The 22737-nt window shown below is 45.3% G+C and carries 13 protein-coding genes; 6 read left to right on the top strand and 7 right to left on the bottom strand.

Annotated features, from left to right (window positions below):
• Nucleotides 1-2 precede the first annotated feature (2 nt).
• Genes Q0499_RS17245 through Q0499_RS17215 form a run of 7 tightly spaced genes read right to left on the bottom strand, consistent with a single transcriptional unit; the run spans nucleotide 3 to nucleotide 5925 of the window.
• Nucleotides 3-464: a hypothetical protein gene (locus Q0499_RS17245; protein ID WP_299201891.1), complete on the bottom strand. Its 462-nt coding sequence runs from the start codon at nucleotides 462-464 to the stop codon at nucleotides 3-5.
• Between the two features lie 38 nt (nucleotides 465-502).
• Entirely contained in the window at nucleotides 503-1051 is a 549-nt protein-coding gene (locus Q0499_RS17240) for a hypothetical protein (RefSeq protein ID WP_299201888.1), read from the bottom strand.
• A 2-nt stretch (nucleotides 1052-1053) separates the two neighbouring features.
• Entirely contained in the window at nucleotides 1054-2424 is a 1371-nt protein-coding gene (locus tag Q0499_RS17235; RefSeq protein ID WP_299201885.1) for a hypothetical protein, read from the bottom strand.
• 10 nt (nucleotides 2425-2434) lie between these two features.
• The gene (locus Q0499_RS17230; protein WP_299201882.1) at nucleotides 2435-3847 is read right to left on the bottom strand and encodes a DotG/IcmE/VirB10 family protein; all 1413 of its coding nucleotides are present in this window, start codon (nucleotides 3845-3847) and stop codon (nucleotides 2435-2437) included.
• Complete coding sequence (locus Q0499_RS17225) at nucleotides 3844-4953, bottom strand: DotH/IcmK family type IV secretion protein (RefSeq protein ID WP_299201879.1); 1110 nt, start codon at nucleotides 4951-4953, stop codon at nucleotides 3844-3846. The genes Q0499_RS17230 and Q0499_RS17225 overlap by 4 nt, the downstream gene beginning before the upstream one ends.
• Entirely contained in the window at nucleotides 4950-5639 is a 690-nt protein-coding gene (locus Q0499_RS17220; RefSeq protein ID WP_299201876.1) for a DotI/IcmL/TraM family protein, read from the bottom strand. Before Q0499_RS17220 ends, Q0499_RS17225 begins: the two co-directional genes overlap by 4 nt.
• Nucleotides 5623-5925, bottom strand: a complete 303-nt coding sequence (locus tag Q0499_RS17215; protein WP_299201873.1) for a hypothetical protein — start codon at nucleotides 5923-5925, stop codon at nucleotides 5623-5625. Before Q0499_RS17215 ends, Q0499_RS17220 begins: the two co-directional genes overlap by 17 nt.
• Before the next feature lie 73 nt (nucleotides 5926-5998).
• Between Q0499_RS17215 and Q0499_RS17210 the strand changes: the two genes are divergently transcribed.
• The 6 genes from Q0499_RS17210 to Q0499_RS17185 all read left to right on the top strand — a co-directional run bounded on the left by Q0499_RS17210 (nucleotide 5999) and on the right by Q0499_RS17185 (nucleotide 22616).
• A complete protein-coding gene (locus Q0499_RS17210) occupies nucleotides 5999-7036 on the top strand; it encodes a hypothetical protein (RefSeq protein ID WP_299201870.1) in 1038 nt (345 codons plus the stop codon).
• Between the two features lie 71 nt (nucleotides 7037-7107).
• The gene (locus Q0499_RS17205) at nucleotides 7108-8607 is read left to right on the top strand and encodes a hypothetical protein (RefSeq protein WP_299201865.1); all 1500 of its coding nucleotides are present in this window, start codon (nucleotides 7108-7110) and stop codon (nucleotides 8605-8607) included.
• 57 nt (nucleotides 8608-8664) lie between these two features.
• Nucleotides 8665-10299, top strand: coding sequence for a hypothetical protein (locus tag Q0499_RS17200; protein WP_299201862.1), 1635 nt, complete (start codon nucleotides 8665-8667; stop codon nucleotides 10297-10299).
• 17 nt (nucleotides 10300-10316) lie between these two features.
• Entirely contained in the window at nucleotides 10317-19760 is a 9444-nt protein-coding gene (locus tag Q0499_RS17195; protein ID WP_299201859.1) for an SNF2-related protein, read from the top strand.
• 12 nt (nucleotides 19761-19772) lie between these two features.
• Complete coding sequence (locus Q0499_RS17190; protein WP_299201856.1) at nucleotides 19773-21929, top strand: DNA topoisomerase; 2157 nt, start codon at nucleotides 19773-19775, stop codon at nucleotides 21927-21929.
• A gap of 321 nt (nucleotides 21930-22250) precedes the next feature.
• Nucleotides 22251-22616, top strand: a complete 366-nt coding sequence (locus Q0499_RS17185; RefSeq protein ID WP_299201853.1) for a TnsA endonuclease N-terminal domain-containing protein — start codon at nucleotides 22251-22253, stop codon at nucleotides 22614-22616.
• Nucleotides 22617-22737 lie beyond the last annotated feature (121 nt).

Below are 22737 nucleotides of genomic sequence, written 5' to 3'. Positions count from 1 at the left end.
GCTCATACCAGTGAAGGGTTCGCCACAATGAAAGACAGATCTACCTGGGCATACCCTTGAACATCTATTTGATACTCGGTAGATGCTTTCAGTTTGTCTAAAGCGCCACCATCCGCAGAGTCACCACCAGCAGTACCCATTAACATATAGACCAGTGTTGTCAGCGTACACAGTGCGCCACCTAACATAGCACCCATCGCCAATCCGCCCATCCCTGCAGTCTCAAATCTCGAAGTTGCTGGACTATTAGGCGCAAGTTTTATCATGCCCATGCCAATAATGCAGATCCCCGCAATAATGAAGCCCACGAATGCGAAGAATAAAGCCGCAAACTGGAAATATGCCTTCAGCTCTGAAGTACCATGCCCAGACAAAAGCCCACCTACTGAATCTGCCAATGCAGAATTTGAAGCGGCCAGCGTTACTACTGCAACTAAGACTGATTGAATGAATGACTTTTTCATATAGATTTTCCCTAAATAGAAATTAAACAACACACAAATTAACCGAAGATACGATCGCCCATACCTCCGAAAAGATTGCCAAAAAATCGTGCGCTGATTAAAACAGCGCCCAAAGCCAAGCGGATTACCCCCGACCAAAATTGACTGCGGTCACCGTTTGGCAGTCGTGAGAAATAGATATTTACTAACCCCCAAAAACCAATTATCCAGCCTAGAATCCGCACCGTTTGCTCTGCAAACATACCCAGCATCGCAACAGCAGTTACCCCTTTGGTGATCTCTGAGGGAGGTAAAACAGAACCATACCCCTTGCCAAAGAGCGTTTCTGTTGACATCGCCAGTGTGTAAGGTAACGAGATCATCATTGCACTAATGAGGACAGCGGGTATGGCTAGGCCCCAGTTAAATTGATCTGGGGAAACTGTCTGAAAAACCTTAACCTGAACCAACAACAAGAATACGTAGCCACACCCTACAAAACCGACAAGCGCTGTTAACGCCATCAAAAATGTATAAATCCCTGGGTACTGAGCACTAATATTTATCATCAGTTCAGTCGCGGCTAAGGACATGGTTGAATCAGACATCACTAACCTCCACAAACAATCCCGTTAGTAAACTGAACGTACTGGGGGTATCCATTTGCGTTAAACATCTGAACCCGGCCAAGCTTTGGCACCCGTGAATCAACATCTACTACAGTTTCATAACCATCCATAACTCTGTGAAGAAGGGCCTGGGAGGATGATATCAGGGAGAGTTTCCATTCGCGGTTAGCATAAACGCATGGGTTATCAGCTGGCTGCGCTGCTTCTTGAACGACATTTGCAATTGCAGGCAACTGATTTTGTTCGCCAACTGTCATCGGTACTTCTGAAAGATGAGTTGAGCGAGGCATCATCACTGCGTCAGCTGTACTTGCTCTGGGCCGAGGCTGTGCTGTAGCCAATGTTGATGTTCTTTTTGATTGAGTAACGGTTTTCACTGGTGCCTCGTTATCGGAGGCAGCGTCATCGAATTTGCAGTACTTTGCCCATCGAGTCTGACCCAGCTGCTTTTCTACAGAGCAAAGGCGAGTAAAGGAGATCCAGTTAATATCCTTGTAGTTTTTCTCTACTTTAGCGATAGCTGTTTCAAATTTATCCGCAACAGAACTCATTTTAGCCAGTGCTTCTTTTAAAGGCTTATTACCCTCCTGCTCTATGACTTCAACTCGCTTGGATAGAGCCATCATTTCACTCTTGAGAGCCAAAGTTTCACGCTTTAGATCCATTAGGGCGTTGTCATGCTGCTCAAACCTACCGTTCAGCGTATTAAGCTGCTCTTGATGGCGTTTATGAAGTGTTGTCGCGGCCAGATCAAAGCTTTTAAACAGCTGCTCATGTTGCGCCATATCTTTTTCAAGATTAGTGACTACTTCCAACACAGATTGGCTGGCACCAGATCCTGATACCATCTGCTGTCCAGTAGTCTCTGCAAAGGCGTACTGCTCCAGTTCAGAATGCTCTGCAGAGTTCGCGGCAGGCTCCTGGGCTTGCATAGGCACATCATGAGCTGCAATGACACTAACTGCAGCAGGCGGCTCTACAGGAGCTGCTGGGGCTGGCTGTTTGAACAACCCTGTTTCCGGGCCTGCAGTATTGGCAACGCTTTCTGTTTTAAATGCCCCGGTTACTGCAGGCTCAGTTGGCCGTGGCGTGGTTTGCACCGGCACCGGTTCAAACTGGGCGACCGGCACCTGAGATTGTGACTGATAGAATATCCAGCCAAACGCAGCACCGAACATAAGAAAAACAAAACCCACAAAATACAGAATGACCTTCATTGCAGTAGGCATTCCCTTTTTCCCTGCTTTACCAGAATTGACAGTACTCGACTGGCTGGTATTAATTGTTTCTTCTTCTGGCAAATCCAGTTGGGGGTTTTCCCCGCCGGTCTGGTCCAGTGTATCTTTGGACATGGTTACTCTCCTATGGGGTACGTTTGATTAATACAGGTTCCATTGCCAATAGCCGTAAATCACGACCGACAAACACCCGGGATGTTATGGGCCGATCAAACAGCCCTTTAAGTTTCTCCGCTATCTGACTGCCGGTACTTGTCAAAAGCACTGCTTTAACATCGTTATCGGAAAGGCCAGCCCTAGTAACAGTGGAGGTGGTAGTTGATGCGTTGTACGTCTCTGTTGATCCTGCTGAAGCTTCAGCAGCAACCTTTGCCGCTTCGAGAAGTGAGCCAGAAATAAGCCCACCCCAGCGCATAAGAATGTGACGATCAACGTCATCTACAAACGCGGGAAGATGGGTAGAATTGTTAAAGGCAATGAGATTTACAGAATAAACCTCTTTATTGAATTCCATCGTGTTGAATACAAGTGAAAGATCCTCGTACCAGTTCCCGAGTCTCTTCCAGGAGCCGATTAAACGTGCGCCATGCAGCAGCCCACCGCCGATCTCTGCAACAACCTCTTGAGCTTCCACATCGGTATCAACCGCTGTGATAGTGTAACCATAAGCAAAATGTCCCTGGCGTAACGCCAAGATCTGATTGACACCTTTATCCGCATCAGTAGAGGCCGTATTTGAACTTCCACCAGCCATTGGGTTAGTGGCGGCATTAGTAGAGGTTGGCGACTGTAATTTTGATCCCGTTGTTTTGGTGGCACCCGCACCATTGCTTTGAGTTTCCGAACTCACTTTACTGGTAATTAATATGCTGCCATTGAAAACGGGAGCAGTATCACTGCTATTACCTTTGTCTTGCTCCTCTTTCAGTTTTAGCGCGTAAGCCATCAGAGGATTAGCCGGTACTTGCTCAGCAGGTTTAGTGTTCAAATCCTTATTTGTTTTCCGTGTATCACTTGTTGTTTTCGCGGCATTCAAATCAAGGTTTGAGAAGGCTGGCTTGAAGTCAGCTATTGGAGCTATTTCGGGCTCAACCGGCTCCGGTAAGCTGACTGTTGGCTTAGCCTTCAGCTCACTCAATACTTCAGACAGTGGTTTGGTCCCCCGGTCCGGTCGAACACCAGCATAATTTCCTTTCCCGACTCTCGCGGCATCCGCTTTGTCGGCATCCTCTGTTAAGATTTGGTCAACAACCTTATCCGGTACAGTAGTCTTCTTATCATCCCGCTCACTCAACTCTGATGTAGTCGTATTTCCCAGTGAGAGAGCTTCCTCGTCGTCGCTTGTAGACCACCACCACCAAGTAATCAGACTGATAACAGCCAAGAACACTACCAGCTTATTGAAGCCGCTATGTGGTGTTCCTGAAGCAAAAAGAATCCCAAACTTTTTCAAGAATCCTTTTTTCTGGGATGTGTCTTCAACCCCAACACCCGACTGATCGACTGGGTTATGATTGTCTCTATTATCGATTGTCATTGCTGCAGCCCCACTGACTTACCAAAACGAGCACCGATCTGTCCCTCTGGCACTGGAATTTCAAGAAAAACTGCGCGGCCATCGTGACCTACAAATGTAAAAACATCGCCGGGATTATCAAACCTATAAACCTGATAACCATCTGAACCATTCACGATGCCACTTGGATCAGGCGCGGGTAGATGTAGAAAACGAGACCGGATGTATAAACTCGCCCCACATACAAACGAGACTGGCCGGATACCAGTTAAAACTTGACCGTTTATACTTCGAGCTATGACCAAACGAGATTCACAATCCTTAGCGGCTTCCGGATCTATTGGATTGTCCAAAATAGCTCTTGCGATTGGATCATCTAATGCTTCTCTCAAATCAAAATGAGGGCCTTGTGTGGCTGTCGGTGCGATACCAGGCAATATGATCTTGAGGGTGTCGTGATAAACCTTGGTATTAATTTCAATCGGGAAACTTACCGGGGAATCTAATCCTTCAAACCGTGCTTTCAGATTCGTTCTACCGGCCAGCAGGCTTTCGGCTGAATTCACAAGAACGCCATGAGGTAAAATTTCTGATTTCTCTGCGGAAACTCTCTTTATATTTCCAGTTCCAACATCCCCCACTGGCCAGGGGTTACCTTGCAGGTCAAAAAACAGAATATCGGTTTCAAAACCCGAAACAAGCATCAGCTTTGTAGGATTTTTTTGCTGAATTTTTAGCTGGATACTCTCGTTTAAAGGCCTAACATCTTCTTCATACTGACTCGCATGACGGTAGTTCTCCATCGCCTGCTCAACTTGAGCTTGTTGCTCAGGACTAATATTACCCATTGCCTGCTTAACGCTATTTATCACATCCGGTGTTGGTGTGATCTCAAAGTACTTTGGGGTAACATCTGCAGCAGCCTCAGCAGGAGACACCTTTTCACTTTTGTCATCCGATATAGCTATGGGACTCTCTTCATCAGAGGCATGAGTCTCTGGGAGCACTTCTGATACGTTTTGAGATAGCGAATCTTCTTTAACCTGGATGTCACTAGCTTGAAGAGCTGTGCTTAAACAACCAGCCAGCAACACTGCGCAAAATGGAGGTGATAGTAGAGGTTTCATTTCACGACAACCTCATCATATCGAGCTACCTTCAGACCTGAATGCCCTTCTTTAGGGTTCTGTTCCCGGACATCCAATGTGATTTTCCATTTTGCCGAAGATACGCCTTCAATATCGACTGACTCATCCTGCAAATGAACGATGACCCGATACATACGATAGTCACCGTCATATTTAATTTGCTGGCTTACATCGACTGGGCTTAGCAGGAAGGCTTCAAATCGGCGGCGATACTTTTTAGCTTCAGTAAATACGCCCTGATCCACAAGAGTATTCACATAATCCTTGAGAGGTTGCTTATCCCATACCTCCCGTTCATCCTCTAACACCTGGACATAATCACCGTACCCCCATGAGTGAACTGCAACGGCACGTTTTCGAGCAAACTCTTTAATCTCTTTCAGCTCGTAATAAGGCCTATCTGTTGTAGCCAGCTGCGCTAAAGAGCCATCAGCCCTTTGCTGCAGTACTTCGATGTTTGTTTTCGGCTCTGCTAAGAAAACAACCACACCCATCAGTACCACATTAAAAATGAGAGAATATTTAAGAGCAGTACCGGCCAGCTTTCTGCTGTCCTTGCGTTCCTCTGAAAGGAGGTCAGCCAAAACACTTGATGCTTCTTGATATTCTTTCAATTCGTTCTTAACAGTCGCTAAATCTAGTGCTGCATCAGCTTTCTGATTCATCGCTCCCCCAAAAGTCTTTTGAATAATATGTGGATCGAGATAACTGATTGTTGGAAAGACCTTCTAGGTAATCCCAGACACCTTTATCTTGAGGAGGCATCCTAAACGTGTGTTTATCCTCGGGAGTGAACCAGCGACGAACTTCGCTGACGCTTTTATCTGTAGCTTCACCAACCTTTTTATAGGCATCCATGACACCCATAGCACCTGAAGCTTCTACTAATTCTCTTCGTAGATCAGTGAGTCTATATTTTGCTGTTTGGTCCGATTCCATGCGATTGCTCATAGCTTGATCAATATTTATATTGATATACTATGTTGTATATTCATTAATGGCAATATTAAGGCGGGCAAATTGAATGAGTTACACATTATTTAAAGCCAAAGGCATTATTACAGCATCACTGGCTATCTCGATGTACCTGCTTCCTGGCATATCAAACGCTGCGGTCAATGTTCCACCGCATACGCACTATCAAGCAATGAAGCTGATCAAGGCTCAATTTCCGGACGCAACAATTTTGAATGTAGATCCGCTCCGCTCCACTTCCATAAGTGGAACGATTGGTAAGGTTCTTAATGCCAGCACAGTCATTGAAATTAAAGATGGAAGCATGAAAAGAGTGGTCACTATGCTGCCAGATGGCCAACACCTTATTATTGGAGAAATAGTCAAACCGGGTGCCGAGCCTAATGAAGCGCCCCGAAACCTAACCATGACAGCGCCACAAACCCCAGCAATGGCAAAAACAGCAAGCACCAGCAAGCCTGGCAGCGGCAAGCTCTTTGACAACTACAGGATGAAAAATGGTGATTTGGATTCCGTAGGTGGAGAGCCAGATCTGACAATAGAAGAGTACTTAAAAGCACTTGAACAGCTTCCCACCATCACTACCGGTACCGGACCCCGGCACCTATATGCCTTCGTCGATCCCAACTGCCCTAACTGTCGAAAGGAGTATATTGATTCCAATAAAGCATTGGATGATTTCACTTTTCACTGGATCCCCATTTACGCAGTAACGCCTGAGCCATCTCCTGCGCTTGTATCAATAGTTCAACCAGAAGATGCTGATAACCTAAATAATCTCAGCAAGGTGATGGTAAACCCTGCGAATGTTGACCTGGGTACGCTGCAAACAGACAACGATGTAATCAAGCGGCTGCAGCGCAACCAGCTTCTCTTTTATAGACTCAATGACAAGCGCACACCGGTAACAATTTTCCGCAGCTCGAATGGCACACCTACAAAAGTAAATGGCCATTCAAGCTCATTATTTTCTCTGATTAAAAAGGACATGACCGGCGTTGTCGAAGAAGAGCCAAAGCAGGAAAATGTGACACCTAAACGAACAATTAATCTTTCTACTGCAATAAAGAATATTAACCAAAATTAGGACAAGATATTAGCGATTTATCTTAAAAGTGGTATATTCCATATAGAAAACTTATATGGAATGCGCCAACTATGTCTAACTTAGAAATAAAGCAGATATTCAGAGCCATACCCCACGCTTCAAAAGTTGACCCATTAGACTTCAGAGAGTGGTTACAAACGACTCTTGAAAGAGACCCAAAAAGAATTTTGTGGCACCTCAAGCGGCAAGCAGCCGTTGGTGGTTCTGAAATCGGCACCCTTCTTTTAGAAGCTCAAGGGCTTACCCCCCCTTTCGCCCGTACTGGCGCAACCCTCGCAGCTGAGAAGCTTTTCAAAATCCCCCCAACCTCACCTCTCCCCCATATGCTCAGAGGAATTTTGCTTGAAAAGGCGGTTATTCAAGCAATGCACACAATCTATGGGGGACAGCGCGACTTTGAAGCAGAAGCCGCTTTTAAAAATCAATCCAATACGAAAACACCGGCCTTAGCAGGTAACCCTGATCTGTATTGGATGTTGAATGACAAGCGAATTCTAACTGATATAAAAGTTCCAATGTCATCCACTGAACTTGAAGAGCAAGGTTCAGATAATCACAAACTCTTCACTTATAAGTCTCAGCTTCACCAATACGACTTGATAGGACAAGAAAAAGGAATAATTGCTGACCAGATGGTCATTGCTGAACTGGATGTCCCCGTTGAACTTGCTGATGCCTGGACTCAAATGATCAAGACCGGTGGCCAATCTGGATATCTGACTGTGGTTGATCAGATGACGGCTTTGCTGGCTACCGAAAAGCCAGGGATGCGTATCAACTTCATTGAAGTTGAGCCAGAAATGGAAGTCAACATATATGGAACCAAGATGGGAATCAAGGAGGCTATTACAACAGTCGGAACACAGTTCATGCAGGGGCTGGTAAACGGCGATATGAACATTACCGCTGAAGATTCCAGCATACCTCTCACTGAGACCCAGCAACATGAAATCAGTGACTTTGACTACCAGCTTGGCATTCTCCGGTCGATCTCTGAATATGCCGAGGCTGAGAGTGCCGGGTTAATTGAAAGCTATAAGCAATATGCTTCGGACCACCACCTTCAAGAAGGGAAGTTATCAACCTCGTTTTTTAATGCCACCGTTACTAAATCTCTGGATGTCTCATCCGCAGTGGCAACTCTGAAGCGCTACCCAATTGATACCGATAGCTTACGAAAAGCCCCCCTTTCTGAGGGCCAAGTCTCCAGCCGAGACCTCGATATTAGCAAAACAATTGCATTACTCGAAAAGAACAACCTGCTTAAAGAATGCTTGAAAAAGCCTGGATACGACACAGAGAAGGTCATAAAAGCTCTTAACGCTGTCGGAGAAAACCCAAGCACCTTCACGAAAGAAGATCTGCAATTAAGAAAGGGAACCAGCAAAAGTGTTAAAGCCCAATTCGCTGACATAAAAGAACATGTTCGCGGTATCGAGGAAATAATCCATGCAAACCATCTTCAAGATCGTTTGAGAAACGATCATGTAGAAACACCTGAAACTGAACGCCCACCAGCTAAAGCTGTAGGGTTCGGACCAGGACACTGACCTTAATTATTGAAACCCTTAATTAGACTGAAACCATAAATTAGAGTGAGAAATACTATGAGCATCCTAGATAAGTTAAGCCAGATAAACACAGTACAGCAACATAAGCCTCTCAATTTAGCCGTAAAAGTAACCGGCTATAACATTGACCATCAAAATCCAGACAATAACAGGCTGACCGGTTACCGTTTGGACACGAAAGAGCTGGTGGAAGTATGTGTGCGTCATGCAAATAGTAGAAATCAGCCGACCATCAAAGATCTACAGGCCCGTGTTGCTATCGGGGGTACGGTGATGCTTGCCAGTACATTTCCAGAGAGCCTACAGCCAAAGATAGACCATGAAGCCTCTTATCTACTTTCCACTCGATGGGCAACCGTAATGGTCCCTAATCAAAGTGCAGGTAAAGCCATGCTCATGGAAGCCCGTATCTCCGTACCTTTTCTTAAAGACGATGGTGGGGTTGTCATGAGTGCTGAAATCATCCGGGAAGCAACGGAGGTAAATTCCATTGAAGAACTTGAACAGACGTTTTTTGCTAATTTGAACCCTGCAGAAAATGGTGTGTCTGGCGCGACACCATGCGCGGGTATCCGTATTGTTGATTTTGGGCCAAATGGTGAAGCCCTAGATTCAGAGATGGTTACTTTCTCCCCTGCGTTTCTACAACATAAATTTGGTACTGACGATATCAATGCCACCTTTGCGCTCTACAGCACACCAGGGACTCCTCAATATGAAAAATACCAAAATACTAAGCAACACATTCAGCAAGCGATAGAAAGCCCGTCCACGAAAGTTGAGGTAGTGAAAATTGCGCGTTTTGGAATAGGTTCCAAAACAAAACAAAGCATTGCCAACAAGCTTCATACAAGCAATGACATGTTCAATTGGGCGACTGTTCCAAACCTACTTAGTAATGATTCTAACCGTACTGGCTTTTGCAAATATTTTATCGCTCTTAGGCCACTTGAAGGTGGTGTTGGACATGTTTGTACTATTGCCAAACCCATCACTAATGATGGCATGGCAACAAAATCTGGATATGCCACCTTAGCGGATAAAGCGCTGTTTGAACAAAAACACCAAACAGCACAGCAGAACAGTGCGCCGGAGCAGGCGCATCAACAGCCCCAGCAGAACCGGGCACCTCAACAGGCGTATCAGGAGCCCCAGCAGAGCCGGGCACCTCAACAGTCATATCAGGAGCCCCAGCAGAGCCGGGCACCTCAACAGTCATATCAGGAGCCCCAGCAGAACCGGGCACCTCAACAGGCGTATCAGGAGCCCCAACAGAACCGAGGGAACTGGAATGCTGAACATTCTTTCCAGCAGCCACAACAGAATGCTCAAGGAGAGTTTCTTGTGGTAGCGGCAGGCCCAGGTCATTTTGCGATCGTACCGCCAAACATTGATCAAAATATCGAGAAATCGTTACTCGATACACTTAACAGCCACGCACATTCCAGAGTTCAAAATGGACAATGGATTTTCCCTGAGTCGCACAGGGATCCGATCGTGGGCAACCTTGATTATGCAATCAAAGTGATTAGCAATGGTGACCAGCGTTATAAAGGGCCTGAAGATCAACAGCAACAAAGCACAGGAGGCTCACTGGATCTTGATGCTATTTCCAATGAAATTGACAGCCTATTCCCGGCTCAAGCTGACACTCATGGAATGAATCGATAAGCTGCAGGAGGCATATCATGAAGCTAAGTTGGATCAACTTTGACAAGCACAACCATAAAACCGGTGATGCTATCCGGGCTCATCTTCAAGTCATTCAGGATCGGCCTATTTGCATTATCTATAATGCCGGTAGCCAGAACCCTTTCCGTAATATGGCCTTGGAGCAGGCAGGCTTTAAATATTCCAAGCAAGAAGTGTGGATCTGCCCTCTTGATGTTGTAAATCTGGAAGCACTCGGAGCAGCCTTCCCTCTAATGACCTACGAAGAGGAAACAGCTGAATTCGAGCATGTAGTGGAACAGCCGGAGACCCCGGCTAATTCATTCTTGCAGACTATGTTTGAATCCTCTGAAGAGTTTGAAGCGGCACCAGGCATTACTGCACAGAAGTATGATGGCGTTCTACCTCCAGCGGCTGAGCATTGTGTGAGCTGGTTTAAAAATGAAGGCACCCTGCTTTCTGATGGCCGCTATACGGCACCATTCAAGAAGGATATCCATGCTACTGCCACATTCTCTGTAGCTTCCAGGAACGCGGTCGTTACATTTCATGCTACTGACTTCCATAATAAAATGGAGGCATTACTACAATCAGAAGCTGACCAATTTGATTATGATTTAGACACACCTTTCGTTTGTGACGGGTATGTATTCTTAAAGCTAAAAGATGGCTTATTTGCTCCAGTCTTTAGCAACAAAGGTAAAATAATTACTGACATCCTTTCTTCCGGTAAGTCTCCACAACACATCCTGCGACACGCAAGCGATGAAGAACTTAGTTTATTTATGACTGCTGAAGTACTTCATACTCTGGAATCAGAAGCCGAACAGGCAGCTAACGCGACTGCTGAAGCTGAAGCAGTTGAGGTTCCGGAAGTGACAGGGGTTACCGAGTCCGTTGAAGCGCCTAATGTAACTGAGGTGGTCGAAGCCGTTGAGATACCAGAAGTAACTGAGACCGTTGAAACGATTCAAGAACCGGCCCCTACATCGTTATTTCAAACATTCTCTGATATGGCAGTTGAAGAGCCAGCTCCATTAGAGAAAAAAGCTGTAGTAGATCCCTCCCCAACTACAATCACCGCAGAACCTAAAACCGATGATTTAACGGTAATACTTCGTGAAATTGAAGAAGCCAAAAGCCTTCAGGAGCTGATTAACATCTCTGACACAGTAGATGATCGGAATCTGAAAATTTCTCAGCAGCAATGGGATCACATCTACACCAGCATTACTGAGAAAACTCGTTTCTTTGCAGATGAAACAGTTGTCAAACCGAGCGAACTCCAAGCAACCGAAAAGACCACTTCCAACTCAGCGCCAACAGAGCCTACAGCGGATCTGTTCGCCAATGAGGAACCTAAAGTTAAGATCACCGGTGTTAAGGAACCCGTGACTTCTGAGAAGCCTCGGAAAGTGATTCAGGCTCAATTCGGGAGAAAAGCACCGCCGACAATGGAGAAAGACCTGCCTTTGCAGGCAACACCGGAAGAAGTGGAAACAGAGCTTCACACTAATGTCGCTCCGCTGCATAAAAAAGAGGAAACCGAAGCTCTTCATCCGACTATTCAGCAGAACATTGATATGCTTCATCAGCAGGGAACTCATGCTGGCGAGATCCTTACAATGTGTCAACAGCTGGGATGGGTCAGCACACAACTTGAATTCAGTAAAGATATTTCAGACTTAGATTCGCATCGTATAAAAGCTGACATTAAATCTAAGCTGGATGAAACCTTACAGAAAGCAGCTGAAGATGGACTGTTATTAGAGCCATCATTTTTTTACCGGCTATCAGACCAGATGAAAGATAATTTCATCACTTTGCTTACAGCTCCTGCCCCCTGGCTTGCTCCCGCTGGAACATTTGATTATTTATCATCTAACGTATTCGAGGCTGTTTTAACCCGAATTCCCAAACACGCAAGAACTGAACGAGCCCTTTTGCTGGCGAAGTATGATAATGACGATGTAGCTATTCGCATTTTGGAACACAGCCTGGAAGCTAAAGAGCCCACCAGCCAATCCAACAGCATAACGCAGGAAATTCTTGAGAAGAATAAGGAACTAATCACAACGGCAGAGCTACGATTAGAACTGCATAGACTGGAGGCCAAGCAGGAAACTGAGGGGTTATCGGCTCCTGAAGAAAACAGAAAGTCTATGGCTGGTAAAGAGCTGGCCGAGATCCTTTACAAGCCTTCTGAAATTAGTATCACCGATTCAATTATTGAGATCTATAAACAGGGTTCGTCCTATACCGATATCTGTGAACGCTTAGAAGATGAACTAAACATAAACTACTACGCTGCCAGTATTCTTTATGATCGCATTAGTGATTACCTACAAGAACAACGGACGCTGGAATATAAAGCATCACCCGAATACCTTTTAGGCCAAGAAATTGTAGCGAGTATTAAACACGCGATCCCGGCTCAAGGGGAAGAAGATTACAGTAGACTTGCTGGCACTCGTAACGCCGGTCCATATGAGATCCATATTACAACGCCGGAATTTAAAGACGGCGCTATCCGCACATTGATCTGGACCAACTCTCTTGATGGTCGGGAAAGCGGAGAATCCTTTGAAATAGTGGTGCCTGAAGATAGCTCTTCTATCGTTGAGGATATATCAGCAGAGATCAATGGCATTATTGATCGACATACAACTACGATCAAAACAGAAACGCTGCCGGTATATGGTAGTCTTCTGCACTCCGGACCAGACGGTGACAAACTTTACGACACCAAGGAAATAGCAAAACGCATCCGGGCAGCAATTAAGGAAGGTAAGGCCTCTGGCCAATTACCAAAAGACTTAACGGTAAGCGTTAGGAAGACCTCTCACAACAGTATCGATATTACCGTCACAGAAATACCCGCCGATATGCGGTTACATCGACCTGAATACATTCAGTGGCGCTTAGATAACCCTCATGAAACCCTTGCTTACGCGCCTACAATGTACACTGATGAACATCGCGCTCTGCTTGCTTGGCTGAAAGCACATGCCAACGCTTACAACTACAATGACTCTGATTCACAGGTAGACCATTTCGACACCAATTTTTACCTTAGTGTGGATACTGATTATGATCTTCGCAATGCAGATAGAAAGATCGTTGAAGCGGAGCTTGAAGAGCCTGCTACTCCCTCTCAGAATAATGACACGGCCACCACGACTACAGAAGATGCCTCTGCAAACAATTCGCCATCTGCCGAACCACAAGCCGTCGAACCACCAGCAGTCGAACCACCAGTAGTCGAATCAGAAAGTGTCGAGCCTGCAGCCTCTGGCAGCCTTTCAGAGGCCATCGAAGGAGCTGAAAAGGTTTATTCATACTCTGGAGAAGATACCGGCTGGCGAATGGTCAGTAATACTGCTGATAGCTTAGGCCTTATCAAAGGCTCAGGTGTTGTATTAGTTAATCCTGAAACACTCGACCACCACGTTTTTGATGGGGAAGGAATTACCGCAGATCTCGCTGAGATCAATGCGCGTCAGTATGCGAATGACAATCCAATTACGGGTAGTGAAGCGCTGGCCACCACTGATAGCACAGTTGATAGCAACACAATTACAATTTTGCCTCCTGCAGAGCAGAAAGGAGCTGTAGCAAAGAACATAACAAAGCTACTACATGAGCTGAACATCACTTCTATTCCCAGGGATGAAGATGATGGTCTTCATCTCAGAGTCATAAATCCTCCGTACATGGATTTAGTGATCGAAACTCATGAATCATTCGATAAAACCGATGCTTCATGCGATATCTTTTTTACTCATTACACTGAAGTTTACGGCGATCAGGTTATGGACTGTGAGCTGGTCGTGAGTGTTTTCGATACCGGCCATCTTATTTTAAAGGAGGTAGCTTCACATAATTCGATTACTGGAGGTGAGATAAGAACACACGACAACTCCTTCGGTACGCTTTTTAGCAGAAATTTAAACCATCAAGGCTTCGGCTCCGGCACAGTTATTGATCACAAGGCTGATGAACAAGAAAGCACAGTCATTGATCACAACCCCGGTGAGCAGGAATTAACACCTTCCCTGGAAGACCTTCTATCCTTGAAAGAAAATGACGAAAGAAGTCAGTTTATTTTAGGGCTCGTTCAGCGTTACGGTACTCAGGACCACATTCAAGAGTGCAAAACGCTGGTGGCAAAGGCTGAAACAGCTGGAGCTTCACCGAAAGACGCATCTATACTGGAATCCTATTTCCAGCAGAACATTCAGAAATTCGACAATGAAATTGCACAGGAGATACCCGATGCAGCCAATTCAAGTAGACCCATCCAAACTAACACCGATGGAAAGACAGATCTGGAGAGCGATGGACAAGAGCCAGCAAATGCAGGTGATGTCCCAGACAGACCCGTTAATGTGGCTGAAGACAAACGCAATCATGATCGAAAAGAAAGTCGGTCTAATGATCAAAGAACTACAGAAAACACTGCCGCAACCGACGAATCCAAGCTTCATCGAACAAGCACAGTACCAGCAAACCGTGAGTCAGTACCAACAGGAGATGAGGAACGACCTGGTAGGAGCTATCCTGCCGTTGTCATCAAACGTCCATTAAACTTTTTCCCCCGCTCTACTCTCGTAGAACATGAAATAAATGAACTCACTGGCGATAAGACCAGTAATTTTGAACGCGCTGTACGGTTATTCCTTCAGCTAAAGAAGGAGGATCGATCACCTACTGATGCTGAAAAAAAAGCCCTGCTAACTATCGGCGGCACAGCCAATAAGCTAATTTCTAAATCCTTCCAAAATTATTATGGGCATAGCCAAGGCCCAGGCTTAGGGCCAGCTCTTAATCTTTTAAGAGATGCGTTCCCCAGCGCCTACCGCAGCCTTAAAGAATCCACTGTTGATTCCTACTACACTCCATCTTACGTAGTTGATTTCATGTGGAAAGCGCTTGAGCGGCTGGGCATCAACAATGTTCCACACGTATTGAATGTTTGCGATCCGTCAACCGGTAATGGACGCTTCATTGGCCTGGCACCAGATAATATTCGTGAAAGCGCAAACATCACCGCAATTGAGAAGGATGAATTTGCCGCTAATCTAACGCAGTGGCTTTACCCTGAAGCCAAAACGATGTGTTCAGGCTTTGAAGATGTAATGCTGACCAAAAACAGCATGGACATAATCATAACGAACCCACCCTACGGTGATTACTGTGTTTACGATAAGCAAGATAAACGTAAAAGACTGGTCCATGATTACTTTCTAAAACGCTCTGTTGAACTTACCAAGCCAGGCGGAGTAGTTGCATTTGTCACCAGCGCCGGAACTCTGGATAAAGCTAACGGCACCGTCCGAAAACAGATTTCAGAGAGCGCTGATCTGGTCGCAGCATTCAGATTGCCCAATTCTGTTTTCAGCAATGAGGGCGCGAAAGTTACTACCGATATCCTGTTTTTTCAAAAACGTCACCCGAACCAAAACCCGGGGGATTTATCATGGCTGGATACTGTTAGTCGAACTCATGACAACTCCCTGCCGACGGACGACCAAGCCGAAGAAGAAACCTACCAACTCAACAAGTATTATGAACTACACCCAGAACATATCTTGGGGGAGATCAGCGGAGGATTTACCAAGTTTGGTTACGCCTCGGTGGTCGAAGGACAACTTAGCTCATCTATGCTGAAAGAAGCACTTGAGTCAGTACCTGAAAACATCTTTTCGGCAAATACTGTACCTAACTTTCTGCCTTCTGTTCCAGTGACTGACCCGCGTTTTAGTGACACTAAAATTGGTAGCTACGTTGAAACCGAACATGGGATATCCATACTGGATGTCGATCACCTAATTCCGGTAACCGTTAAAGGAAAATCCCAAGAGAAAATCAGTCAGCTTATAGTGCTCCGTGATGAGCTACTAAAACTGCTTGATGCTGAAAACGATGGTAACAAGGAGGTAGCGGCGGAGTGTCGTCAGAACATACACACTCACTATGATGATTTTGTAGCTTCGTATGGTTTTCTAAATCAGCGTAGCAATAAGAACCTGCTGAAAAGAGACCCCTCTCAGTACTTAGTACTGGCACTAGAAGTCCCTGCCGAAGAACCGGGTACGTTCATCAAATCAGATATTTTCAGTTCTGAATTTTCAGCTCTCAATGAGATGAGTGCTGATATCGGTAGTGTTCCAGATGCCATCGCATTTGCGCTCAACCGTGACGGTATTATCCGTTCGGAAGCCATAGCCGATCTGTTAGATATTGATTTGTGTACTGCTGAACAAGCTCTTGAAGAGCGCTGCTTTAAGGTTCCCGGGGAGGATCACTGGGAGCTGAATGCTCTCTATTTGGCAGGCAACATCTATCAAAAAATTGAAGATGCTAAAACCGCTGCTAAGTTTGATCCCTCATTTGAGCGGAACATTGCATCTCTTGAAGAGGTTCTACCAGAAGCAATCTCAATAGATGACATTCACATTAGGGTTGGTGCGTCCTGGATTCCCACGGACATAGTAGAAAGTTTCATCAAACAACAGCTCAAAGCAAGAGACTCTGACGACAGAATTAGACTCACTTTTGTTCCTGAAACGTTCTCATGGCGACTCGAATTAACGGCTGCAGCGTTGCGGGACTTTCGGTATATCAATGAAGAAGAGCTGGGAACCCAGGACCTGAGCTTTGTTGAACTGATGAATGCTGCGCTCAATCAGAAAAGGCCGGTAATACGTGTTCAAACTAAAACAGGAAGCCATGTTGACCATGAGGCTACCGCTTTAGCTAAAGCTAAACTCAAAGAAATAGTGGATGGTTTTGGTGATTTTGTTCGACTCGACGAGGACCGAGCAAAGAGGGTCGCGCTCTCCTACAACCAAAATTATAACTGTTTCAAAGAAGCCAACTATGATGGCAGCTACCTTAATTTTCCGGGTATGTCCGACACCATTAACGGCAAGCCGCTGAAGCTTAGACCACACCAGCCAGCCATCATAGAAAGAGCCATCCACTCCAATACAGGCATCCTGATAGCGCATGAGGCGGGTGCTGGTAAAACCATTGAGCAGATAGCGCTGGCAATGGAGATGAAGCGCCTGGGGCAAGCCTCAAAGCCTGTAGTGGTGGTTCCAAACCATATGCTCGAACAGGCAACAGACGAAGCCCGGGATCTATACCCCAATGCCCGAATCCTTACGGCTACTGCCGATGACTTTGATGCTGGTGGCCGTTCTACCTTTGCGAATAAAGTGCGCCTGAACAACTGGGATTTTGTTGTTATGACGCATTCCATGTTTGAACGCATGGATCTCCCGAATGAAGTCATCGCCAATCACATTGAAACAGAGATTGATGAATACGAAGACGCACTAATGTCGGCTGGCGACAGTAAGTATGCTATACGGCAAATAGAGAACGCTAAAAAGAAACTCGCCACCAAACTGAAGGCGATCACCGATAAGATAGGCGAGAAAAAAGACTCCATTTGTTTTGCAGAGTGTGGCTTCGATGCCCTTCTATATGATGAGGGGCATTACCTAAAAAACTATGCGCCCCCTACTACTCTCAGTGATGTCGCAGGCGTAACAACCAACACCTCAGAACGCGCCCAGGATGCAGTCATGAAAGCTGACTACCTCCGCGCTAAACGTGGTGATAACAAGGGTGTATATCTGTCCACCGGCACCCCTATCACGAATTCTGTCACCGAGATCTGGACTATGTTCCGAATCGTCGCACCTCAGATACTGAAAGAGCATGGTTTATATCAATTCGACAATTTTGCAGCGACATTCTGTGAAGTTGTTGACCATGTTGAGATACGGCCAGAGGGCAACGGTTACCAGCTCAAATCACGACTCTCTAAGTTTCACAACGTTCCAGAATTGATTAAGTTATTCAGACAAATAGCAGACATCAAATCTGCAGCAGATTTAAACCTCCCTACACCTGTAACTTCTGACCTGAAACATGTTGCACCTCAGTCTGAAACGATGGCCGAGTTTATGAATTGGCTAGGCCATAGAGCAAACAAAATCAGAACGATGAAGCTTGACCCTACCATCGACAACATTCTAAGTATTAGTAATGACGGTCGGATGGCTTCATTAGATCTCCGTCTGATTCACCCTGACTTGCCTGATCATCCTTCAAGCAAGGTCAATGAATGCGTAAACAATGTTTTCTCTTCATATATGGATCATATCGAAGACAAGCGTACTCAGTTGATCTTCTGCGACCGGGGAACACCTAAAAAGGGGTTTAACCTATATGACGATATGAAAAACAAACTTATCGCCAAGGGGATAAAACCTGAAGAAATCGCGTTTATTCACGATTGTAAAAATGCGTCTCAAAAAGCCGCACTCTTCGCAAAAGTGCGCAGTGGCGAAGTCCGGGTGTTAATGGGAAGCACCGATAAAATGGGGGTTGGTACGAACGTGCAAACTCGCGGGTCTGATCTTCATATGCTCGATGTCCCCTGGAGACCAACCGACATTACACAACGCCGTAAGAGATTCGAGCGCCAGGGTAATCTGTTTGATGACGTTAATATCCGTTTCTATACCACCGAAGATTCTTTTGATCTGTTCATGTTAGAAACGGCACATCGGAAACTGAAGTTCATCACCCAAGCAATGTCGGATCCGGATAAAGCTGCCCGGTCTCTTGATGAAGATGTTGATCCTACGCTGGCTGAAATCATGGCGATTACAACCGGTAACCCTCTCATCAAAGAGAAGGTTGAACTTGATAGTTCTATTGAACAGCTTGGCTTGCTCCAACGTTCTCACGCACGTTCAACCAGAATATCAAACAGCAGAGCTAAAGTGTTGTCTGAGCAACTGATACCCAGTTACGAGAAAATTGTTACTGAATATACTGATGTCATAGACAACGGCATTCCTGAAAACTTTGAAATCGTCATTAATGGCGAAACTTACACAAATCCTCGTAAAGCAGGACTCGAACTACATAAAGAAATAGCGAAAACCTTTGCTTATGGTGAGCCCATTGGGGAAATCGCGGGTTACCCTATTGTGGCTCAGCCAGGCAAAGATGTTATTGAGATCGTGTGGAAAGGCCCTGCTACGTTCAGAACCAGTGTAACCAAAACACCCGAAATCTTTATGAAGAATATCTTCAACTCCATTCAATCAATACCATCGTATTTAGCTACCTACCAATCGAAGCTCGATACGCTTAATGCGGAGCTGCAGGAGGCAACGGATAAAGCAAACATACCTTTCCCCCGGTCAGAAGAATTAAGCCAACTGTTAAAACGAGAGGCTGTGGTAAATGCGGAGATAAGTGCTCTTTCTGAACTGGAAGGCAATGCGCTTCCAGCGGATGGAATCCATCCGTTCGAGCTTAGGATACAAGAACTAAAAGCCAGATCCGAAATTCTAAGCGCTGGCGATATTGAATTAATTGAGGCTCAAATGAGCGAAACCAGCAACAACAAAACTCAGCATATCTCAGCTTAATTCGAGGCCATTATGGGATACAAACTATTCATAGCTGAAAAAAGAAAGGTAGGACAATTGATAGCGGCGGCATTGGCCAATCTTGATGGCCAGCCGCCAGAAAAAGAAGCGAACAATCATATTCGGGGTAGAGGCTGGATCGTGGCATGGTTAGCCGGACATACCTACACGCTTTATGATCTTAAAGACTACAAGAAGGAGGAATGGACACTAGGGTGGCAAAATCTGCAGCTCCCAATTATTCCGGACAAGTTTCAATTCAAGCCCATAGAAGCCGATCACGTAGCCCGGCTAATTCAAACCAATCAGCAATTGCTGAAAGGGGCAGACTCCGTAGTCATTGCAACGGATGCAGGTCAGGAAGGCCAGATCATTGCGGAAATATTCCTGCAACAGCAGGGATGGAATGGCCCGATTGAGCGTTTATGGACCAGTGCTAACGAAATTGGAGAAATGACAAGGGCGGTCCAGCATTTAGAATCGAACACACTTCAGAAATACCAAGGTTTAAAACAGTCCGGTATGACCCGTCTCTATGGCGACTGGACTTTGGGTATAAATTTCACCATCGCTTACACCCGCCTGGCAGAAAAAGCTGGTTACCGTATGGTAGCCAGTGTCGGGCGTGTTCTGAGCACCTTACTGTCAATCTGTGTTGATCACGACGAGATGGTCAACTCATTTAGCAGTACTGGTTATTATGACCTGGAAGCTAATCTGGAAACCCCTACAGGTGAGCGATTCAAAGCAAAGTTGAATATCCCTCAACAGCTTCTGTCTAATGGGAAACATTGCCGGGATGAGGCTACTTTAGAGTCAATACAGGCTGCAGTTAAACAAGCCCCGATGACTGTGAGCAGCATCGCCGTAACACAGCATTCTTACAATCCACCTACCCCTTACAACTTAACAACCCTCTGTATTCAACTCAGCCGGGATCTGAACCTCACTTCGAGTCAGATACTGGAGCTATATCAAGCCATGTATGAATCCGGTTACCTGACGTACCCCAGAACCGAAGATGAATACTATGCTGATGAGCAGCTTACAAATGTCCCCGTGATATTCGATATGCTCCGAGGCGTAACAGAAGAGTTCAGGACGCTGGTGGACGGTGCAGATCTAACCAAGAAGCCTGATTGCTTTAATTCATCGTTGATTGTTGAACACCCGGCAAACAGCCCTACGGTAGCTCCACCAAAATGGAGCAGCCTTTGTGAAAACTCAAAACGTATCTATTCTGCTGTCGCAAGAAGAATGATTGCCCAGTTCTATCCAGCTCATGTTATTTCCACATCGAATATAACGATCGCTGCCAATGGAGGTTATACCTTCTCGGCACACTCTAAAACCATCTTACAAGAGGGCTGGACCCGGGTTACAAAGCTGGGTGATGACGACGACATTCCTGAGTTACCTTTGCTCCAGGAAGAGATCGATTTAAAAATCGTTGATCTAACATTGAACAAGAAAAGCACTCGGGCACCCGCTCGAATGAATGAATCCAAGCTGTTATCGATCATGCAGGACTGCACTGCTTACATCAAAAGCCCCCAGGTTAAACAGAGGCTTGGCGAAAAGGCAAGCTTAGGTACTGTCGCAACCAGAGGTGAGCATATAGAAGCATTAATCAACAAGAGAAAATATTTATCCCGGAACCCTGACGGCAGCATTACGCCGACTAAAGCAGGCAAACAGATTCGCGCCATACTTCCCCCGGAACTATCATCTCCGGATATCACCGCTTTATGGGAAATTTCCTTTAAGCAAATAAGAGCAGGAAGCATGGACGCTACTGATTTTGAGCAAAAGCTAAAAGCCTGGATCGCTTCTCATGTGAACAAGGTCAGCTCATTGAAACTTAACCCGAATCCCTTAGCTCACTTCTGCAGATCTTGCGATAGTGTAATGGTCAGGACAAAACCTAAATCAGCTGACTCTTCTCCCTCATGGCGCTGCACATCATGCGGTGAATTCACTCCAGATCTCAATGGGAAACCGGTTGAACCATTGGAAAAACATGGTACTCCGTGTACTCAATGTGGAGAGCTGTTAAGAACCATTCTGCGCAAAAGAACTCTTTCAAACCTCAAAGAAAAAAAACAAAGGGCACATAAGAATGACGATAGGAGACTTCTTGTCTGCAAAAATGGTCATTTTGGGCACTGAACATATGTCTCAAAACAGATACATTTTGTTCAAGTATTGATATTTCAACTGTACATCCATCATAATCCCGATCGCTAACGAAATAGCGAAAAAACAAAAAACATAAAATGCAAGTATTTTTGATGCTACCTATCTACTACTTGCAGATTGATACAGACATTGCCCCACAGCATCGTCAAAATTCAAACTATTGTTTTAATTATTGTAAATATACAAAAAACTATCATACTTACAAAAAAGTATCATACTAAACAAAAAACTATCATACTTTAATCTTTCCGAGCTATGCTTAATAAATATGCATAGCTCGGATACTATAAGATGAAACAAGATTCTGCGTTTCTTAGCCCTCATCCTCGGGAAATCACTAATCTACTCGAACCTGCTATTCTCAAGCGTTTACAAAAAGAGAAGCGAGGTCAGGGAGTTGGCAAACATTACAAGCCGTTCCTTACCGTTCGGGATGTTCCCAGTAAAGGAAGGGTTCATCGACGACCAGCCCTTACTCATAATCGTATTGTTCATTTACTTTCTGATCTTGAATTAGCCGCATTTCTTATCTTCGACTGGCAACACTCGGTTATCGATATCCGAGAGCAATTCCCTCTTAATCCTGAAGCAACGATTTCTATAGCAAAACGGTTGGGTATTAAACACCCGGCCTATCAAGGTGTTATCGGGGTGTGACGCCCAATGGAACGAAAACGTACGCTAACAAAAAATAAAGCCATTTACTAATGGGTTCGAAAGTAAGCGAACATCATTTATAATGTAGGCTCCGTTCGCCAAGCTTATCGGATATTTACAC

This window comes from uncultured Amphritea sp. (genome assembly GCF_937127095.1).
Lineage (GTDB): Bacteria > Pseudomonadota > Gammaproteobacteria > Pseudomonadales > Balneatricaceae > Amphritea.
Note: the sequence above shows the minus strand (reverse complement) of the source record. Positions and strands in the feature narration are given on the sequence as shown.

What these genes read in the sequence shown, in the direction of transcription:
- Q0499_RS17225 (WP_299201879.1), bottom strand. Translation starts at nt 4,953, where the DNA reads ATGAAACCTCTACTATCACCTCCATTTTGCGCAGTGTTGCTGGCTGGT.
- Q0499_RS17200 (WP_299201862.1), top strand. Translation starts at nt 8,665, where the DNA reads ATGAGCATCCTAGATAAGTTAAGCCAGATAAACACAGTACAGCAACAT.
- Q0499_RS17185 (WP_299201853.1), top strand. Translation starts at nt 22,251, where the DNA reads ATGAAACAAGATTCTGCGTTTCTTAGCCCTCATCCTCGGGAAATCACT.
- Q0499_RS17190 (WP_299201856.1), top strand. Translation starts at nt 19,773, where the DNA reads ATGGGATACAAACTATTCATAGCTGAAAAAAGAAAGGTAGGACAATTG.
- Q0499_RS17240 (WP_299201888.1), bottom strand. Translation starts at nt 1,051, where the DNA reads ATGTCTGATTCAACCATGTCCTTAGCCGCGACTGAACTGATGATAAAT.
- Q0499_RS17210 (WP_299201870.1), top strand. Translation starts at nt 5,999, where the DNA reads ATGAGTTACACATTATTTAAAGCCAAAGGCATTATTACAGCATCACTG.
- Q0499_RS17230 (WP_299201882.1), bottom strand. Translation starts at nt 3,847, where the DNA reads ATGACAATCGATAATAGAGACAATCATAACCCAGTCGATCAGTCGGGT.
- Q0499_RS17235 (WP_299201885.1), bottom strand. Translation starts at nt 2,424, where the DNA reads ATGTCCAAAGATACACTGGACCAGACCGGCGGGGAAAACCCCCAACTG.
- Q0499_RS17220 (WP_299201876.1), bottom strand. Translation starts at nt 5,639, where the DNA reads ATGAATCAGAAAGCTGATGCAGCACTAGATTTAGCGACTGTTAAGAAC.
- Q0499_RS17245 (WP_299201891.1), bottom strand. Translation starts at nt 464, where the DNA reads ATGAAAAAGTCATTCATTCAATCAGTCTTAGTTGCAGTAGTAACGCTG.
- Q0499_RS17205 (WP_299201865.1), top strand. Translation starts at nt 7,108, where the DNA reads ATGTCTAACTTAGAAATAAAGCAGATATTCAGAGCCATACCCCACGCT.
- Q0499_RS17215 (WP_299201873.1), bottom strand. Translation starts at nt 5,925, where the DNA reads ATGAGCAATCGCATGGAATCGGACCAAACAGCAAAATATAGACTCACT.
- Q0499_RS17195 (WP_299201859.1), top strand. Translation starts at nt 10,317, where the DNA reads ATGAAGCTAAGTTGGATCAACTTTGACAAGCACAACCATAAAACCGGT.